The sequence below is a fragment of the Mesorhizobium sp. M0663 genome (genome assembly GCF_040320585.1).
In the GTDB taxonomy this organism is placed as follows: domain Bacteria; phylum Pseudomonadota; class Alphaproteobacteria; order Rhizobiales; family Rhizobiaceae; genus Mesorhizobium.
In genome coordinates this window covers 1-12,796 of sequence record NZ_JAMYPX010000064.1, presented here as the reverse complement: position 1 = coordinate 12,796, position 12,796 = coordinate 1, and the positions used below count along the sequence as shown (strand labels likewise).

Genomic DNA, 12,796 nt, shown 5'->3' with positions numbered 1-12,796 from the left:
TGCCGACATTTTTTCCGGCGGGCGGCAGAAGGCCCCCACACCCCCATTCCCAACCGAATTGCGAAGGGCAATTCGGGGCAATCCGACCTCTCCCCGAGGGGAGAGGAGGTCGTCGGCGTTGATGCCAGCCTCTTCTCCCCGGCGGGGAGAAGGTGGCCGCGAAGCGGCCGGATGAGGGGGACCCCCATATGCGATTGCCAATCGCCCGACGCTACTGCGCCGGCACCGGGCAGCTGACCTCGCCTTCCGGGCAATTGAGATAGTTCTCGAAATCCCTCACCCGGTCGTTGGTGAGAGCCGTCTGGCAATCGTAGACGACCATCGGATACATGCTGCCGGCGCCCTCGCGCGGGCCGCCCTGGAAAGCGCATTCGGCGTCGCGGAAAGCAACCCAGTTGCGTTGAGCATCGACCAGCAGCTTCTTGGTCTCCGCATCGCCCTTCAGCCGCCCTTCGATCTGCTTGTAGGCATCGTTGAGCTTCTTGTCGGCCTTGTCGAACGCATTCCCTGCGCATTCGTTCAAGGTGCCCTGGTCCTGCGCATTGGCGCAATCGTCGGCCCGCGCCACGCCCGCGAACAGCGGAACGGCGAGGATCGAGGTGGCGAGGCCGGTTCTGGAAAGCAAACGCCGCATGTTTCTCCGGTTTCGTCAAAACCCCCGCGCGAATCGCAACGTCGCAGCTTGACGCCCGGACCGGCAAGACGCGACCTGCCGCCTTGGTGGCCATTTCCTTTCCGGATCCTGCGCTCGGTCCCTGCCCTCCACCATGGCTCCGGGCGTTCGTCGGCTTGTCGACCGCGCCTCACCCCGCCCAGTCGACTTCGAACATCCCCAGCCGTTCGTAGAGCCGGACGGCGGCGGCGTTCTCGACCGTGTTGGTCTTGAGATCGACATGCTCGGCGCCCCGCGCGCGAAACACCGCAAACGCGTGCCGCATCAGCGCCTCGGCGATGCCCTTGCCGCGCGCCTCCGGGTGGACGGCAAGATCCTTGACGAAAGCCCGCGTCCAGCAGAGCGCCGCGCCCGCCAGCCGGCCCTTGCCGTCGATGACCAGGAAACACAAAGCTGGGTCGAATTCCGCGTCGGCCGAAATGCGCGGCCACCATTCGTCGAACGGCCCGTCGGCGCCGTCGTCGAACACCGCGGTCAACAGCGTATGCAAAGCGAGTGCATCGGCGGCTTCGAAGCCGCGCATGAAAAAACCTTCGGGCCAGCGCGGCGCCAGAAGCGTGTCGTCGAGGATCTTGCGCAGGCGGATGTCGTTTGGCGCCGGCGGGCGCGGCTCAGGCATCGGGCTGCATGCGGCGGCGCAGGCTATCGCTGCCGAGGCCGGTTTCGCCCAGCATCCCCTTGCGCTTGGCGTCGTAATAATAGCCGCTCTGGTAGAGCCGGTCGGCGCGCTTGGGGTTGCCGCCTGAGACCAGCCAGGCGCCGCGCAGATATTTCACCGCATATTTCAAATTGGTCTCGGCATCGAACAGGCCGCTTGCCGGCCCGTCATAGCCCATGCCGCGCGCCGTCGCGTGCTTGATCTGCATCAGCCCCCAATGGCCGTGATTGTAGGCTTTCGGGTTGAAGGTGCTCTCGCGGTTGACGACATGGCGCACCAGATCGACCGGCACCTGGTAAAGCGCGGAATATTTCTCGATCAGCCGCTCGATCTCGCTGCGGCCGCCGGCGTTCGACTGCCCCTCGGTGGGGTCGGTCGCGGCCAGAACGGCCGGGTTCTGCGGCACCGTGTAGGAAACCGGCTGAACGCCGGGCATGGCCGCGGTCTGTTGGGTGACCGGCATGGCGACGGCTGGCGTCGCGGTAACAGGCTGGGCATTGGCGGTCATGACGGCAGGGGTGGTTGCCGCCAGCGGCGTCGGCCCGGCAAAGGCGGCGGCCGGCTCGATCGGCAGCGCCGCCGTCTGGACCACGCCGGACGGCTCCGGCAGCACCGAAACCGTGTCGGGCAGCGCCAACGTAAAGCCGGCATCGGTATTGGCCGCATTTTCGGTGAAGGCCGGCGTCGGGGTCACCGGCGAAGTCGAGGTGCAACCGCTGAGAGCGGCCACGGCCAACACCGCCGCAAGGACGGGAAAGAGGAATTTTGCTGGCAAGCGGCGCTCGGGTCCGGTTCGTCGGGTGTTAAGAAGTCCTTACACCAGCATCTTTCCTCGGGCAATCCGCGGTAGCCGGCGGTTTTCGGGTGGCGAGCCGGGCCGGGAAATGCGATATTGTTCTGGATTTGTACTTCGAAGGATTCCGGAAAGGAGCACGCCATGGACGCCTCTCATGCCACCGCCGGCCACGCGGTCTTCGAAACCGTGCTCGGCTTCATGGGCATCGCCTGGAGCGATGCCGGACTGACCCGGCTCTGCCTGCCGCAGCGCAATCGCGACGCGGTCGAGCGCCGGCTGCTACGCCATGCCGCCGCCGAGCAGCCTGCGAAGCCCGAACCGCAATGGGTTGCCGAGCTGATCGCGTCGATCAAGGCCTATGCCGCCGGCGAGGATATCGATTTCTCCAACGTGCCGGTCGATCTCAGCGGCGTCGACGAGTTCCGCCTGGCAATCTATGACGCGGCGCGAAAACTCGCCTTCGGCGAAACCACCACCTATGGCGAATTGGCCAAACGCGCCGGCCATGCCGGGCTGGCGCGCGAAACCGGTGCCGCACTCGGCGCCAACCCGGTGCCGCTGGTCATCCCCTGTCATCGTATCCTTGCCGCCGGCGGCAAGATCGGCGGCTTTTCCGCCCCCGGCGGCTCGGCCACCAAGGAAAAGATGCTGGCCATGGAAGGCGTACGCGTCGGCCCGCCGCCGCCGGCGCAGGTGTCGTTCGGGTTTTAAGTGTGCTGATATTCAGGCGAGGCCGGCACCCGGCGCACCATTTCGTCCCACTCTAATCCGGAAGCAGGCGCCGGCGGAAGCGCCGGTCGATCTCCACCCGCTTGCACTTGTAGACGATGCAGGAATTCGTGTCGGTGCTCGGCACCGAGGCCCGCGCCCTGACCTCGCCGATGTCGCAGAATTGCTGGCTCCGCACGTAGCGGTCGTAGAGCGCCAGGCCCGGCACGCGCGCCGATCTGTAGCGCAGGATGACCGCACCCTCGCGCGCGATCGTCGCCTGCACCTTGCCGCAGCTCATGCGGGTCGGGTCGTAGCGCGAGACCGCCTGCGCCTCGGCGGCCACCAGCGTCAGGCAAGCGGCAAGCAGAACGATTTTCATGGCCCCTCTCCCCAAAACCCGGTCGCGCCCGAAGCCGGCGCGATCCTCCCGCGTCAGGCGCGCAGCGACGACGCTCACGCGATTGGGGCGGCCGTTGGGCAGCGTTGCCGCCGCGCCATTTTCCGCCCTGCCTTGTTTTTTGCGCGAAAGCATATTATATGCGGTCCATTGATATTTCGGCCGATCGATCCGGGCCTCGCGATCTTCGCGTTTGCTGACGTTCTATCTCCAAAATCTCGATACAAACCGGCTGGGTTTCGGTCCAGTCAAACTAAAGCAAACGTAAAGGACTATCGAAATGGCTACAGGTACGGTCAAGTGGTTTAATTCCACCAAGGGTTTCGGCTTCATTCAGCCTGACAGCGGCGGCGCGGACGTTTTCGTTCACATCTCCGCAGTCGAGCGTGCTGGACTGTCGACCCTGGTCGAAGGCCAGAAGATCAACTTCGAGATCGAGCAGGACCGCCGCACTGGCAAGTCGTCCGCTGGATCTCTGAGCAAGGCAGCCTGATTTTGCGAATGGCGCGCGCCGGGCGATAGCCCGGGGCGCGTGGCAAGTCACGGATGTACTGGCGGTCGCGCGAGAAGCGCGCCGGAGCGAAAGACCCCGACAAGCCGAAGCAGCAGATTGCTGCCGGCCCGGCCAAAACGCTCCCGATCAGGCTACCAAGCATGGGAAGGCGGGATTTTGTCCCGCCTTTTTGCTGTCTGCTCTCCGGTGAACCGCCACCTTGGTCCTATGGGACCACTTTGTGGTGTTTTTACCCAGATATGGTACCATCAACCCATGAGCAAGCTTGAACAGATTGAGAAATCCGTCGCCGAACTAAGCCCCGAAGAGCTCAAGGCGTTTGCCGCATGGTTCGAGGCGCTGCAGGCCGACATGTGGGACCGTCAGTTCGAAGCCGACGCCAAGGGCGGCAGGCTGGACAAGCTTGCCGAGCAGGCCTTGGCTGATCATCGCGCCGGCCGGACCCGGCCTCTGTGAATCATTTTGCCACTCCCTCGTTTTGGGAGGCTTACGCAAAACTGCCCTCAGTGATCAGAGCTAAGGCGAACAGACGTTTCGCCAAATTGAGTTCTGACCCGTTCCACCCTTCGCTGCATTTCAAACAGGTCGGCCGCTACTGGTCGGCACGGGTTGATCTCAACTACCGCGCCCTGGCTGTCCGCGACCATGATGACGTGGTCTGGTTCTGGATAGGCATCCATTCCGAGTATGACCGCCTGCTGAAATAGCATTATCCGGATTTCACGCCACCGGCCGAAAGCCGCAAGCCCGACCGGGCGTCGCGCCTTTGGTGCGCCCGTCCCGGAGCGAGCCGCGAAGCGGTGATAAGCGTGAGGACAGAACTACCCCACCCACTCCAGCGGCACATGCCCCTTATCGGCCTCGACCCGTTTCAGCCAGGCGGCGACCGCCGGATAAGCGTCGAGCTGGAAGCCGCCCATCTCGGCCGTATGCGTATAGGCATAGAGCGCGATGTCGGCGACGCTCAGCGCATTGCCGGCGAAGAAGCGGCTCTCGGCCAGGTGCTTGTCCATGACGCCGAGCGCCTTGTTGCCGCGCTCGAGCGTCAGCGCCAGCCGCTCGGGCGTTGCGTCCTTGGCTCTTTCAGGGAAGGTCAGCAGCGCCCTGCGCACCGCGATATAAGGCTCATGGCTGTATTGCTCGAAGAACAGCCACTGATAGGCCAGCGCGCGTTCGTATTTGTCCGCCGGCAGAAAACGCGTGCCTTCGGCGAGATGGAGCAGGATGGCATTGGATTCGGCCAGCCGCCGGCCGTCGTCGAGTTCGAGCAGCGGCACCATGGCGTTCGGGTTTTTCGCGACATAGTCGGGCTTGCGCGTGTCGCCGGTGTGCGAGCTGACCTCGACATTGGTGAAAGCGATGCCGAGCTTGGCCATCAACAGGCGCGGCTTGTAGCAATTGCCGCTGTCGATCATTCCATAGAGTATCATCGGTACTGCCCCTTGCTCGCAACCACCCGTCTCAGGGCTTGATCCAGCCTCTATCGCGGCAGCGGCGGCTTCATCCAGTGATTTGTTTTGGCGTAACCATCAGCGCCGCTGATGCATTCATCCGAACAAGGGAATGACGTTGTTATCCCTGCCAAGCAGCCTGTCGATCGACAGAGGCTCCTCGTCGAACAGCGTACCGGCCAGCGCCGGCCGGGCAAGGTAAAAGCCCTGCAGCAGGTCGACGCCGCCATCCAGCGCGACGCGCAGATGCGTGGCGTTCTCGACGCCTTCGACCAGCACCTTGGCGCCACGGTCGTGCAGCGTCGAAACCAGCGGCCGGAAAAACCGCTCGGCGGCGGCATGGCGGCAGAATTCTGCGAACCAGGTGCCGTCGATCTTGACGATGTCGGGCTGCACCAGCGCTACCCTTTCTTCGGTCGAATGCCCGGTGCCGAAATCGTCGATGGCGATGCGGACGCCGTCGCGCCGCATCTCGCGCGCCAGGCTGACAAGCACCTTGTCGCCGGCCGCCTGCTCGGTAATCTCGCAGACCAGCATGCCGGGATGCAGGCCGAAATCCGTCAGATGCCTGGTCATCAGCCTGATTTCGGCCAGCGCCCGTGCGGGGTCATCGTTGATCAGCGGATTGTAGTTGAAGAAGAGGTCGAGCCCGTCGACGCCGATGTTGCGGAAGTTGCGCAAATGCAGCACCCGGCACATGGTTTCGACAAACAGCCGATCCGCTGCCGGCACGCCTTTGAAGAAGATTTGCGGTGCCACCGGCCTGCCTGCACGATGCGGCTCGATCAGTCCCTCGACCGCGACGGCGGCGAGAAACCTGCCGCGCGGCGCGAAGACCGGCTGGTAGGCGCTCCTCAGCCGGAATGCGCCGTAGACGCCATATTCAATGCCGACCTCGTCGGCAAAGATCGCTTCGCCGACCTTGCGCCGCATGTCGGCCCGCCCGGTCACGATGCCACCCTGCGGCCAAAGGCCCGCATCGGCCGCCGCGATGGCGAAACGGCCGCGGGAACTTTGTCCTTATCGGGCGACACCGCTGATGCTTGCCCGGCCTTGTCGAAGACGTGAAAGCTGGTCGGTGCAAGCTCCGGGCGTGCCAGCACGAAGCCTTGCACCATCGAGGCGCCCGACTTTTCGGCGAGCTCGAGCTGCCAGCCCGTCTCGATGCCCTCGAATACCGTACGGATGCCTTGCTCTTCGAAGCTTGTCACCATAGCGGTCAGCAAGGCGAAGCCGGCACCGGACTCCATCAGCGTCATGATCCAGTCGGCGTCGAACTTGACGATGTCTGGCCTGAGTTCCTTGATGCGATTGATGTCGGATTCGTCCGCGCCGTAATCGTCGACGGCAATGCGTAAACCATTGCCCCTGAGCGCCTCGACGAAATTGTAGAGCGTTTCCTGCGACGCCGATTTCTGCTCGGTGACCTCGCAGACGACGCGGCGCGGATCGATGTCGGCCTCGTGCAGCACCAGCCGCATGTCGCGCAGCGCCTTGTCGGCGATGCTGCGGTCGGTGAACACCGATGGATCGAAATTGATGAAGATGGAGGCGTCTCGCGGCAGGCAGGCGCCGGCGTTCAGAAGGTGCAGCGTCCGTGTCAGCGCCTCGATATGCAGGCGGTCGACCGCCGGGCAGCTGTTGAAGAAACTCATTGGCGGCTGCGGCTCGCCTTCGCGGAACGGCCGGATCAGCCCCTCGAACGCGACGACGGAAAGCTTGCCCTTGTTGAAGGCGAAGATCGGCTGGAACGCGCTTTGCAGCGTATAGACCCCCCAGACACCGCTGGCGGTGCCGTCATCATGGCGGATGATATGGGCAAGCCCGATGCTGCGTGTCACGGTTCCTCGCTGTGCGAGACTGGCGGACCGGCCACGGTCCTGCCGTTCAAGCTTTTACCGATCGTTGATGAATTTATTGTTGCCAGCATTGCGCGCTGGCTCATTCGACAATGCCTGCGCTGGGCTTGCGCTTGGCAAGACGATGCGACATGAGAGGCGCCGCGGCGCCTTCGCCGCGCCGGTCCTTTCTGGAGATATTTCTCATGGCCTTTCTTGCCGACGTCCTTTCCCGCGTAAAGCCTTCCGCGACCATCGCGGTGACGCAGAAGGCTCGCGAGCTGAAAAACGCTGGCCGCGACGTGATCGGGCTGGGCGCCGGCGAGCCGGACTTCGACACCCCCGACAACATCAAGCACGCCGCGATCGAGGCGATCCGCCGCGGTGAGACGAAATATCCGCCGGTATCCGGCATTGTGCCGCTGCGCGATGCGATCGCAAAAAAATTCAAGCGCGAGAACAATCTCGACTACCGGCCGGAGCAGACCATCGTCGGCACCGGCGGCAAGCAGATCCTGTTCAACGCCTTCATGGCGACGCTGAACCCCGGCGACGAGGTGATCATCCCGCGCCCCTATTGGGTCAGTTATCCCGAAATGGTGGCGATCTGCGGCGGCACCTCGGCCTTTGCCGACACCTCCATCGACAACGGCTTCAAGCTGACGGCGGCCGTGCTGGAAAAGGCGATCACGCCGCGCACCAAATGGCTGTTGATGAACTCGCCGTCGAACCCCTCGGGCGCAGCCTACACCGAAGCGGAACTCAAGAGCCTGGCCGACGTGCTGTTGAAGCACCCGCATGTCTGGGTGCTGACCGACGACATGTACGAGCACCTGACTTATGGCGACTTCGTCTTCAAGACCATCGCCGAGGTCGAGCCTAAGCTCTATGAGCGCACGTTGACGATGAACGGCGTGTCGAAGGCCTATGCCATGACCGGCTGGCGCATCGGCTACGCGGCAGGCCCGGTGCCGCTGATCAAGGCGATGGACATGATCCAGGGCCAGCAGACCTCCGGCGCCTGCACCATCGCCCAATGGGCGGCGGTCGAAGCGCTGAACGGCCCGCAGGATTTCATCCCGAAGAACAAGGCGATCTTCCAGGGCCGGCGCGATCTCGTCGTCTCGATGCTCAACCAGGCGCGCGGCATCACCTGTCCGTCGCCGGAGGGTGCGTTCTACGTCTATCCCTCCTGTGCCCAGCTGATCGGCAGGAAGACCAAGAGCGGCAAGGTGATCGACAGCGACGAAACCTTCTGCTCGGAACTGCTCGAGGCCGAGGGCGTGGCGGTTGTTTTCGGCTCGGCCTTTGGCCTCGGCCCGAACTTCCGCATCTCCTACGCCACGTCGGAGGCTCTGCTCGAAGAGGCCTGCACGCGCATCCAGCGCTTTACCGCCGCGCTGGTCTGAGACGTTTCAGCCGCCATACTGCTCGTCGTTCACCTTCTCCAGCCAATCGACATGCACACCCTCGAGCGCCTCCTGCATGGCGATGTGGGTCATCGCCGATTTGGGCGCGGCGCCGTGCCAGTGCTTTTCGCCGGCCGCAAAGGAGATGACGTCGCCGGCCCTGATCTCCTGCAGCGGCCCGCCCCAGCTTTGCACGAGACCGGCACCGGATGTGACATAGAGCGTCTGGCCGAGCGGATGCGTGTGCCAGTGGGTGCGAGCGCCGGGCTCGAAGCTGACCAGCGTGGCTCTGAGCCGCGCCGGCGCCTCTTTCTCGATGATCGGCGTCTGCAAAACCCGGCCAGTGAAGTATTTTTCCGGCGCAACAATCGTCGGCACGCTGCCGCAGGCAATAATCTTCATCGTCGCAAGTCCTCGATTCAATCCAGTGTCTTAGACCCTACCACTTTCGTCCGATGCCGGCTGCATCTCCTGCCGGCTGCGGGCAAAACGCGGCCAGAACAGACCGGTCCGCGTGCGGTAAGCGTCGTAGGCATCGGCCAACCTTGTCCGCGAAAATTTTCGCTCTTCGTCCAAGGCTGCGATCACGTAGATCGTAACGATGCCGGCGACCGGAACCACCGCCCAGACCGACCAGGTCGCGATACCCCATCCGATCCAGAAGATGATGTAGGACGTGTAGAACGGATGCCGGACATGGAGATAAGGGCCTTCGGTCACCAGGCTGTCGGGATTGTCAGGATCGAATGCGAACCGCAGCCGCGCCTTGCGGGAGACCGAGATCGCCCACCAGAACAGCGCCGAGCTTGCCAGTTCGATGGCGAGCCCGCCGATCTTCGCCGCCACCGGCTGCCGCTCGATCCACAGCAGCGCAAGAAAGAACAGCGCCGTGCCGACCACGACGGCCGAAATGATCATCGCGCCTTGAGACATGGTCTGCGACTGGAAATGCGCGCGCATCGACCAGGCATATTGCCCGAGCGTCGCGATGCTGCTGATCGAGAGGAGAAGGTCGAGCGTGGATTCCATCATCAGGGTCCCGGGGTTAGCTGTGGTGGATTCGTTCATCATACCCGGCGCAAGCCGAGAAATCATTTCTTAACCACCGTTCTAAACAACATGGTGACCTCGGCATGCGATGTTGACCTGGAGACAATCCCAAGGTCCAAACCAGATATGGCCGTTTCCCACCGCACGATCCGCACGCCGCAAGCGGATTTGCGCCTCAGCCAGTCGTCGGGACCCGGCATCCCGCTTGTCCTGATCCACGGCTCGGGCAGTTCGCGCGCCGTATTCGCCCGTCAGTTCGACAGCCCGTTGGCCGCTGCCCATCGGTTGATTGCTTTCGACCTGCCCGGCCATGGCGAATCGTCGGACGCCCGCGATCCGGCGACGGACTACACCATCGCCGGCCTTGCCCAATCGGCGGCTCAGCTCCTCGATACCTTGGGCATCGGCCGCGCCGTCGTCTTCGGCTGGTCGCTTGGCGGGCACGTGGCAATCGAACTCGCGAGTTTTCACCGCGCCGTCGGCGGGCTGATGCTGACCGGCGCGCCGCCGGTATCGAAGGGTCCTTTCGGCATGCTGCGCGGCTTCCACGCGCATTGGGACATGCTGCTGGCGTCCAAAAAGACGTATTCCGAACGCGATGCCGAGCGCTTCGAGACGCTGTGTTTCGGCGACACCGCCGATCCGTCCTTTCGCCAAGCCATCCTGCGCACCGACGGCCGGCTGCGCGCCGCGGTGACGCGCGGCATGCTCACCGGCAAGGGCGCCGACCAGAGACAGGTGGTCGAGCAAGCCGCGTTTCCGGTCGCTATCGTCAATGGCGAGAACGATCCGTTCGTCCGGCGCGGCTATTTTGAGACGCTCGCATACGGCTCGCTGTGGGAGCATTGCCACATCATCTCCGGCGCCGGGCATGCGCCTTTCTGGGAGCGTGCGGACCTGTTCAATCCGTTGCTCGCGCGCTTTGCCGAGACGGTGGCGGTGCAACGCGTGGACGCACCCCCGCTGGCGTCGCGCCTAACCGGCACCGGGTGAACCGGCCCCAACTTCAAATCCCTTCAACCTCAAATCCCTTGCCCTCCCGGCCTGCCCGTGGGACGATGCCCTTTGGGTAGGTGGCAAATTGAAAAAAGCCTCGCCCGCGACGGCCGACAGGCCGGCCGCCGCTCACAGGGAAACGCCTGAGTGGAGGTCAGCCATGGGTACTCGCGCCGGAGGACGACGCACGGGACCGAAATGCATTGCCATAGTCGGTCCCTTCGCAAGCGGTAAGACGACACTTCTCGAAGCCATACTCGCCCGTACAGGCGCCATTCCCCGCCAGAATCCCGTTTCGTCCGGAAATACCGTTTCCGATCATTCGCCCGAGGCGCGCGCTCACGGCATGAGCGTCGAGGCGACCTTCGCCACCACCGATTTCATGGGCGAGCCGTTCACCTTCGTCGATTGTCCCGGCTCCATCGAATTCTCCTTCGAAGCCGAGCCGGTGCTGGCCGCCTGCGACGTCGCCGTGGTCGTTGCCGAGGCCGACGAGAAGAAGATCCCTGCCCTGCAGCTGATCATGCGCAAGCTCGACGATCTCGGCGTGCCGCGCATGCTGTTCCTGAACAAGGTCGACAAGGCGATAGCAGGTGTGCGCGACACGCTGAAGATGCTGCAGCCGGCAAGCTCGGTGCCATTGCTGCTGCGCCAGATCCCGCTGCGCAAGGACGGCGTCGTCATCGGCTCGATCGACCTCGCTCTGGAACGTGCCTACATCTACCGCGAATATGCCGAGAGCGAGGTCGCCCAGATCCCGAGCGACGACAAGGCGCGCGAGCTCGAGGCGCGCTTTTCCATGCTGGAGACGCTCGCCGACCATGACGACCGGCTGATGGAGCAATTGCTGGACGAGATCGAACCGCCGAAGGACGCGATCTTCGACGACCTCGCCGCAGATCTGCGCGACGGCACGGTGACGCCGGTGCTGATCGGCACCGCCGAGAAAGGCAATGGCGTGCTGCGCCTGTTGAAGGCGATCCGTCACGACGCACCCGACATCGCGGCGACGCGCCAGCGTCTCGGCGCGCCCGACGGCAATGCCACCGTGGTCCAGGTGATGAAGACCATCCACACCGCGCATGGCGGCAAGCTGTCGGTGTCGCGCATCCTGTCCGGCCAGGTCGCCGACGCCGCCGAGCTGTTCCTTTCCAATGGCGAAACGGCAAAGGTCTCCGGCATCTACAAGATGCTCGGCAAGGACCAGGTCAAGCTGACTTCGGCCAAGGCCGGCGACATTGTGGCGCTCGGCAAGCTGGACGCCGTCAGGACCGGCCAGACGCTGAGCTCGACCAAGGGCGGCATCCAGCCGCTGGTCACGCTGGCGCCGCCGCAACCGGTCTTCGCCTTCGCGCTGCGGCCGAAAGAGCGCAAGGACGAGGTCAAGATGTCGGCGGCCATCCAGCGCCTGGCCGAGGAAGATCCCTCACTCAACCTGCATCACAACCAGGATTCGGCCGAAACCGTGCTGTCCGGCCATGGCGAGATGCATCTGCGCGTCGTGCGCGAGCGGCTGGAAGGCAAGAACCAGATCCCGGTCGAAGGCCATGTGCCGGCCGTGCCCTACCGCGAGACGATCCGCAAAGCGACGCAGCAGCGCGGCCGCCACAAGAAACAATCAGGCGGCCACGGCCAGTTCGGCGACGTCGTGATTGAGATCAAACCGCTGCCGCGCGGGTCAGGCTTCCAGTTCACCGATACGATCACCGGCGGCGTCGTGCCAAAGACCTACATCCAGTCGGTCGAGACCGGCGTGCGTGACTACCTGAAGTCCGGGCCGCTCGGCTTCCCGGTCGTCGATGTTGCCGTCAACCTTTCCGACGGCTCCTACCATGCGGTCGATTCCTCCGACATGGCCTTCCAGATGGCGGCGAAGCTGGCGATGAAGGAAGGCATGGCCGCGTGCTCGCCGGTGCTGCTCGAGCCGGTGATGAAGGTCGAGATCGTCACGCCGTCGGATGCGACGTCGAAGATCATCGCTCTGATCCCGCAGCGGCGCGGCCAGATCCTCGGCTACGACGCGCGGCCCGACTGGCCCGGATGGGACGTCGTCGAGGCGACCATGCCGCAAGCCGAGATCGGCGACCTCATCATCGAGCTGCGCTCGGCCACGGCGGGTGTCGCCAGCTACCGGGCCGTCTTCGACCACATGGCCGAACTCACCGGCCGGTTGGCCGACGAAGCGCTGAACGCCAACGGCAAGGCCGCCTGATCTGCCTTTGCGGCCCAACAGGAAACGGCGCCCGGGGGGTCCCGGCGGCGGTTATTTGTGGCCCGGGGAGGGGGGGGGGGAACCGGACGTT

General features: G+C 64.2%; 16 protein-coding genes. 7 read left to right on the top strand and 9 right to left on the bottom strand.

Annotated features, from left to right (window positions below):
* Positions 1–211: 211 nt before the first annotated feature.
* The 3 genes from NKI54_RS35580 to NKI54_RS35570 all read right to left on the bottom strand — a co-directional run bounded on the left by NKI54_RS35580 (position 212) and on the right by NKI54_RS35570 (position 2,106).
* Positions 212–634 carry a lysozyme inhibitor LprI family protein gene (locus tag NKI54_RS35580; RefSeq protein WP_352637179.1) on the bottom strand — a complete coding sequence of 141 codons (423 nt, stop codon included), beginning with the start codon at positions 632–634 and terminating at the stop codon, positions 212–214.
* 169 nt (positions 635–803) lie between these two features.
* Positions 804–1,292: a GNAT family N-acetyltransferase gene (locus NKI54_RS35575; RefSeq protein WP_023678327.1), complete on the bottom strand. Its 489-nt coding sequence runs from the start codon at positions 1,290–1,292 to the stop codon at positions 804–806.
* Positions 1,285–2,106 carry a lytic transglycosylase domain-containing protein gene (locus NKI54_RS35570; RefSeq protein WP_023678328.1) on the bottom strand — a complete coding sequence of 274 codons (822 nt, stop codon included), beginning with the start codon at positions 2,104–2,106 and terminating at the stop codon, positions 1,285–1,287. Before NKI54_RS35570 ends, NKI54_RS35575 begins: the two co-directional genes overlap by 8 nt.
* Positions 2,107–2,268: 162 nt before the next feature.
* On the opposite strand from NKI54_RS35570, the gene NKI54_RS35565 reads away from it, so the two are divergent.
* Positions 2,269–2,838 (top strand): methylated-DNA--[protein]-cysteine S-methyltransferase, encoded by a 570-nt coding sequence (locus NKI54_RS35565; RefSeq protein WP_352637181.1) that lies wholly within the window; start codon positions 2,269–2,271, stop codon positions 2,836–2,838.
* A gap of 52 nt (positions 2,839–2,890) precedes the next feature.
* Here the strand turns inward: NKI54_RS35565 and NKI54_RS35560 are convergent, their stop codons facing one another.
* Complete coding sequence (locus NKI54_RS35560; RefSeq protein ID WP_352637183.1) at positions 2,891–3,217, bottom strand: hypothetical protein; 327 nt, start codon at positions 3,215–3,217, stop codon at positions 2,891–2,893.
* 298 nt (positions 3,218–3,515) lie between these two features.
* Between NKI54_RS35560 and NKI54_RS35555 the strand changes: the two genes are divergently transcribed.
* The 3 genes from NKI54_RS35555 to NKI54_RS36680 all read left to right on the top strand — a co-directional run bounded on the left by NKI54_RS35555 (position 3,516) and on the right by NKI54_RS36680 (position 4,456).
* Positions 3,516–3,728 (top strand): cold-shock protein, encoded by a 213-nt coding sequence (locus NKI54_RS35555; protein WP_023678332.1) that lies wholly within the window; start codon positions 3,516–3,518, stop codon positions 3,726–3,728.
* A gap of 276 nt (positions 3,729–4,004) precedes the next feature.
* Positions 4,005–4,205: a hypothetical protein gene (locus NKI54_RS35550; RefSeq protein ID WP_352637184.1), complete on the top strand. Its 201-nt coding sequence runs from the start codon at positions 4,005–4,007 to the stop codon at positions 4,203–4,205.
* Between the two features lie 86 nt (positions 4,206–4,291).
* On the top strand, positions 4,292–4,456 hold the full coding sequence (locus NKI54_RS36680) for a hypothetical protein (RefSeq protein WP_502898318.1): 165 nt from the start codon (positions 4,292–4,294) through the stop codon (positions 4,454–4,456).
* A gap of 114 nt (positions 4,457–4,570) precedes the next feature.
* Here the strand turns inward: NKI54_RS36680 and NKI54_RS35540 are convergent, their stop codons facing one another.
* The 3 genes from NKI54_RS35540 to NKI54_RS35530 form a co-directional block, all read right to left on the bottom strand.
* Entirely contained in the window at positions 4,571–5,179 is a 609-nt protein-coding gene (locus NKI54_RS35540; RefSeq protein ID WP_352637187.1) for a glutathione S-transferase family protein, read from the bottom strand.
* Positions 5,180–5,296: 117 nt separating this feature from the next.
* The gene (locus NKI54_RS35535) at positions 5,297–6,151 is read right to left on the bottom strand and encodes an EAL domain-containing protein (RefSeq protein ID WP_352458413.1); all 855 of its coding nucleotides are present in this window, start codon (positions 6,149–6,151) and stop codon (positions 5,297–5,299) included.
* Positions 6,148–7,041, bottom strand: a complete 894-nt coding sequence (locus NKI54_RS35530; RefSeq protein ID WP_352458412.1) for an EAL domain-containing protein — start codon at positions 7,039–7,041, stop codon at positions 6,148–6,150. The genes NKI54_RS35535 and NKI54_RS35530 overlap by 4 nt, the downstream gene beginning before the upstream one ends.
* 203 nt (positions 7,042–7,244) lie before the next feature.
* On the opposite strand from NKI54_RS35530, the gene NKI54_RS35525 reads away from it, so the two are divergent.
* A complete protein-coding gene (locus NKI54_RS35525) occupies positions 7,245–8,447 on the top strand; it encodes a pyridoxal phosphate-dependent aminotransferase (RefSeq protein WP_023678337.1) in 1,203 nt (400 codons plus the stop codon).
* Between the two features lie 6 nt (positions 8,448–8,453).
* On the opposite strand, the gene NKI54_RS35520 is transcribed toward NKI54_RS35525, so the two are convergent.
* Positions 8,454–8,849: a (R)-mandelonitrile lyase gene (locus NKI54_RS35520; protein WP_023678338.1), complete on the bottom strand. Its 396-nt coding sequence runs from the start codon at positions 8,847–8,849 to the stop codon at positions 8,454–8,456.
* 30 nt (positions 8,850–8,879) lie between these two features.
* Positions 8,880–9,476, bottom strand: a complete 597-nt coding sequence (locus tag NKI54_RS35515) for a methyltransferase family protein (protein WP_023678339.1) — start codon at positions 9,474–9,476, stop codon at positions 8,880–8,882.
* Positions 9,477–9,623: 147 nt separating this feature from the next.
* Between NKI54_RS35515 and NKI54_RS35510 the strand changes: the two genes are divergently transcribed.
* Together NKI54_RS35510 and NKI54_RS35505 are read left to right on the top strand one after the other, a co-directional pair.
* On the top strand, positions 9,624–10,490 hold the full coding sequence (locus NKI54_RS35510; RefSeq protein WP_352694493.1) for an alpha/beta fold hydrolase: 867 nt from the start codon (positions 9,624–9,626) through the stop codon (positions 10,488–10,490).
* Positions 10,491–10,653: 163 nt separating this feature from the next.
* Positions 10,654–12,705 carry an elongation factor G gene (locus NKI54_RS35505; protein ID WP_352694491.1) on the top strand — a complete coding sequence of 684 codons (2,052 nt, stop codon included), beginning with the start codon at positions 10,654–10,656 and terminating at the stop codon, positions 12,703–12,705.
* Positions 12,706–12,796 lie beyond the last annotated feature (91 nt).

Excerpts from the sequence above, each read along its gene's own strand:
- NKI54_RS35580 (WP_352637179.1), bottom strand. The coding sequence starts at position 634 with ATGCGGCGTTTGCTTTCCAGAACCGGCCTCGCCACCTCGATCCTCGCC.
- NKI54_RS35575 (WP_023678327.1), bottom strand. The coding sequence starts at position 1,292 with ATGCCTGAGCCGCGCCCGCCGGCGCCAAACGACATCCGCCTGCGCAAG.
- NKI54_RS35565 (WP_352637181.1), top strand. The coding sequence starts at position 2,269 with ATGGACGCCTCTCATGCCACCGCCGGCCACGCGGTCTTCGAAACCGTG.
- NKI54_RS35560 (WP_352637183.1), bottom strand. The coding sequence starts at position 3,217 with ATGAAAATCGTTCTGCTTGCCGCTTGCCTGACGCTGGTGGCCGCCGAG.
- NKI54_RS35555 (WP_023678332.1), top strand. The coding sequence starts at position 3,516 with ATGGCTACAGGTACGGTCAAGTGGTTTAATTCCACCAAGGGTTTCGGC.
- NKI54_RS35550 (WP_352637184.1), top strand. The coding sequence starts at position 4,005 with ATGAGCAAGCTTGAACAGATTGAGAAATCCGTCGCCGAACTAAGCCCC.
- NKI54_RS35540 (WP_352637187.1), bottom strand. The coding sequence starts at position 5,179 with ATGATACTCTATGGAATGATCGACAGCGGCAATTGCTACAAGCCGCGC.
- NKI54_RS35525 (WP_023678337.1), top strand. The coding sequence starts at position 7,245 with ATGGCCTTTCTTGCCGACGTCCTTTCCCGCGTAAAGCCTTCCGCGACC.
- NKI54_RS35520 (WP_023678338.1), bottom strand. The coding sequence starts at position 8,849 with ATGAAGATTATTGCCTGCGGCAGCGTGCCGACGATTGTTGCGCCGGAA.
- NKI54_RS35515 (WP_023678339.1), bottom strand. The coding sequence starts at position 9,476 with ATGGAATCCACGCTCGACCTTCTCCTCTCGATCAGCAGCATCGCGACG.
- NKI54_RS35510 (WP_352694493.1), top strand. The coding sequence starts at position 9,624 with ATGGCCGTTTCCCACCGCACGATCCGCACGCCGCAAGCGGATTTGCGC.
- NKI54_RS35505 (WP_352694491.1), top strand. The coding sequence starts at position 10,654 with ATGGGTACTCGCGCCGGAGGACGACGCACGGGACCGAAATGCATTGCC.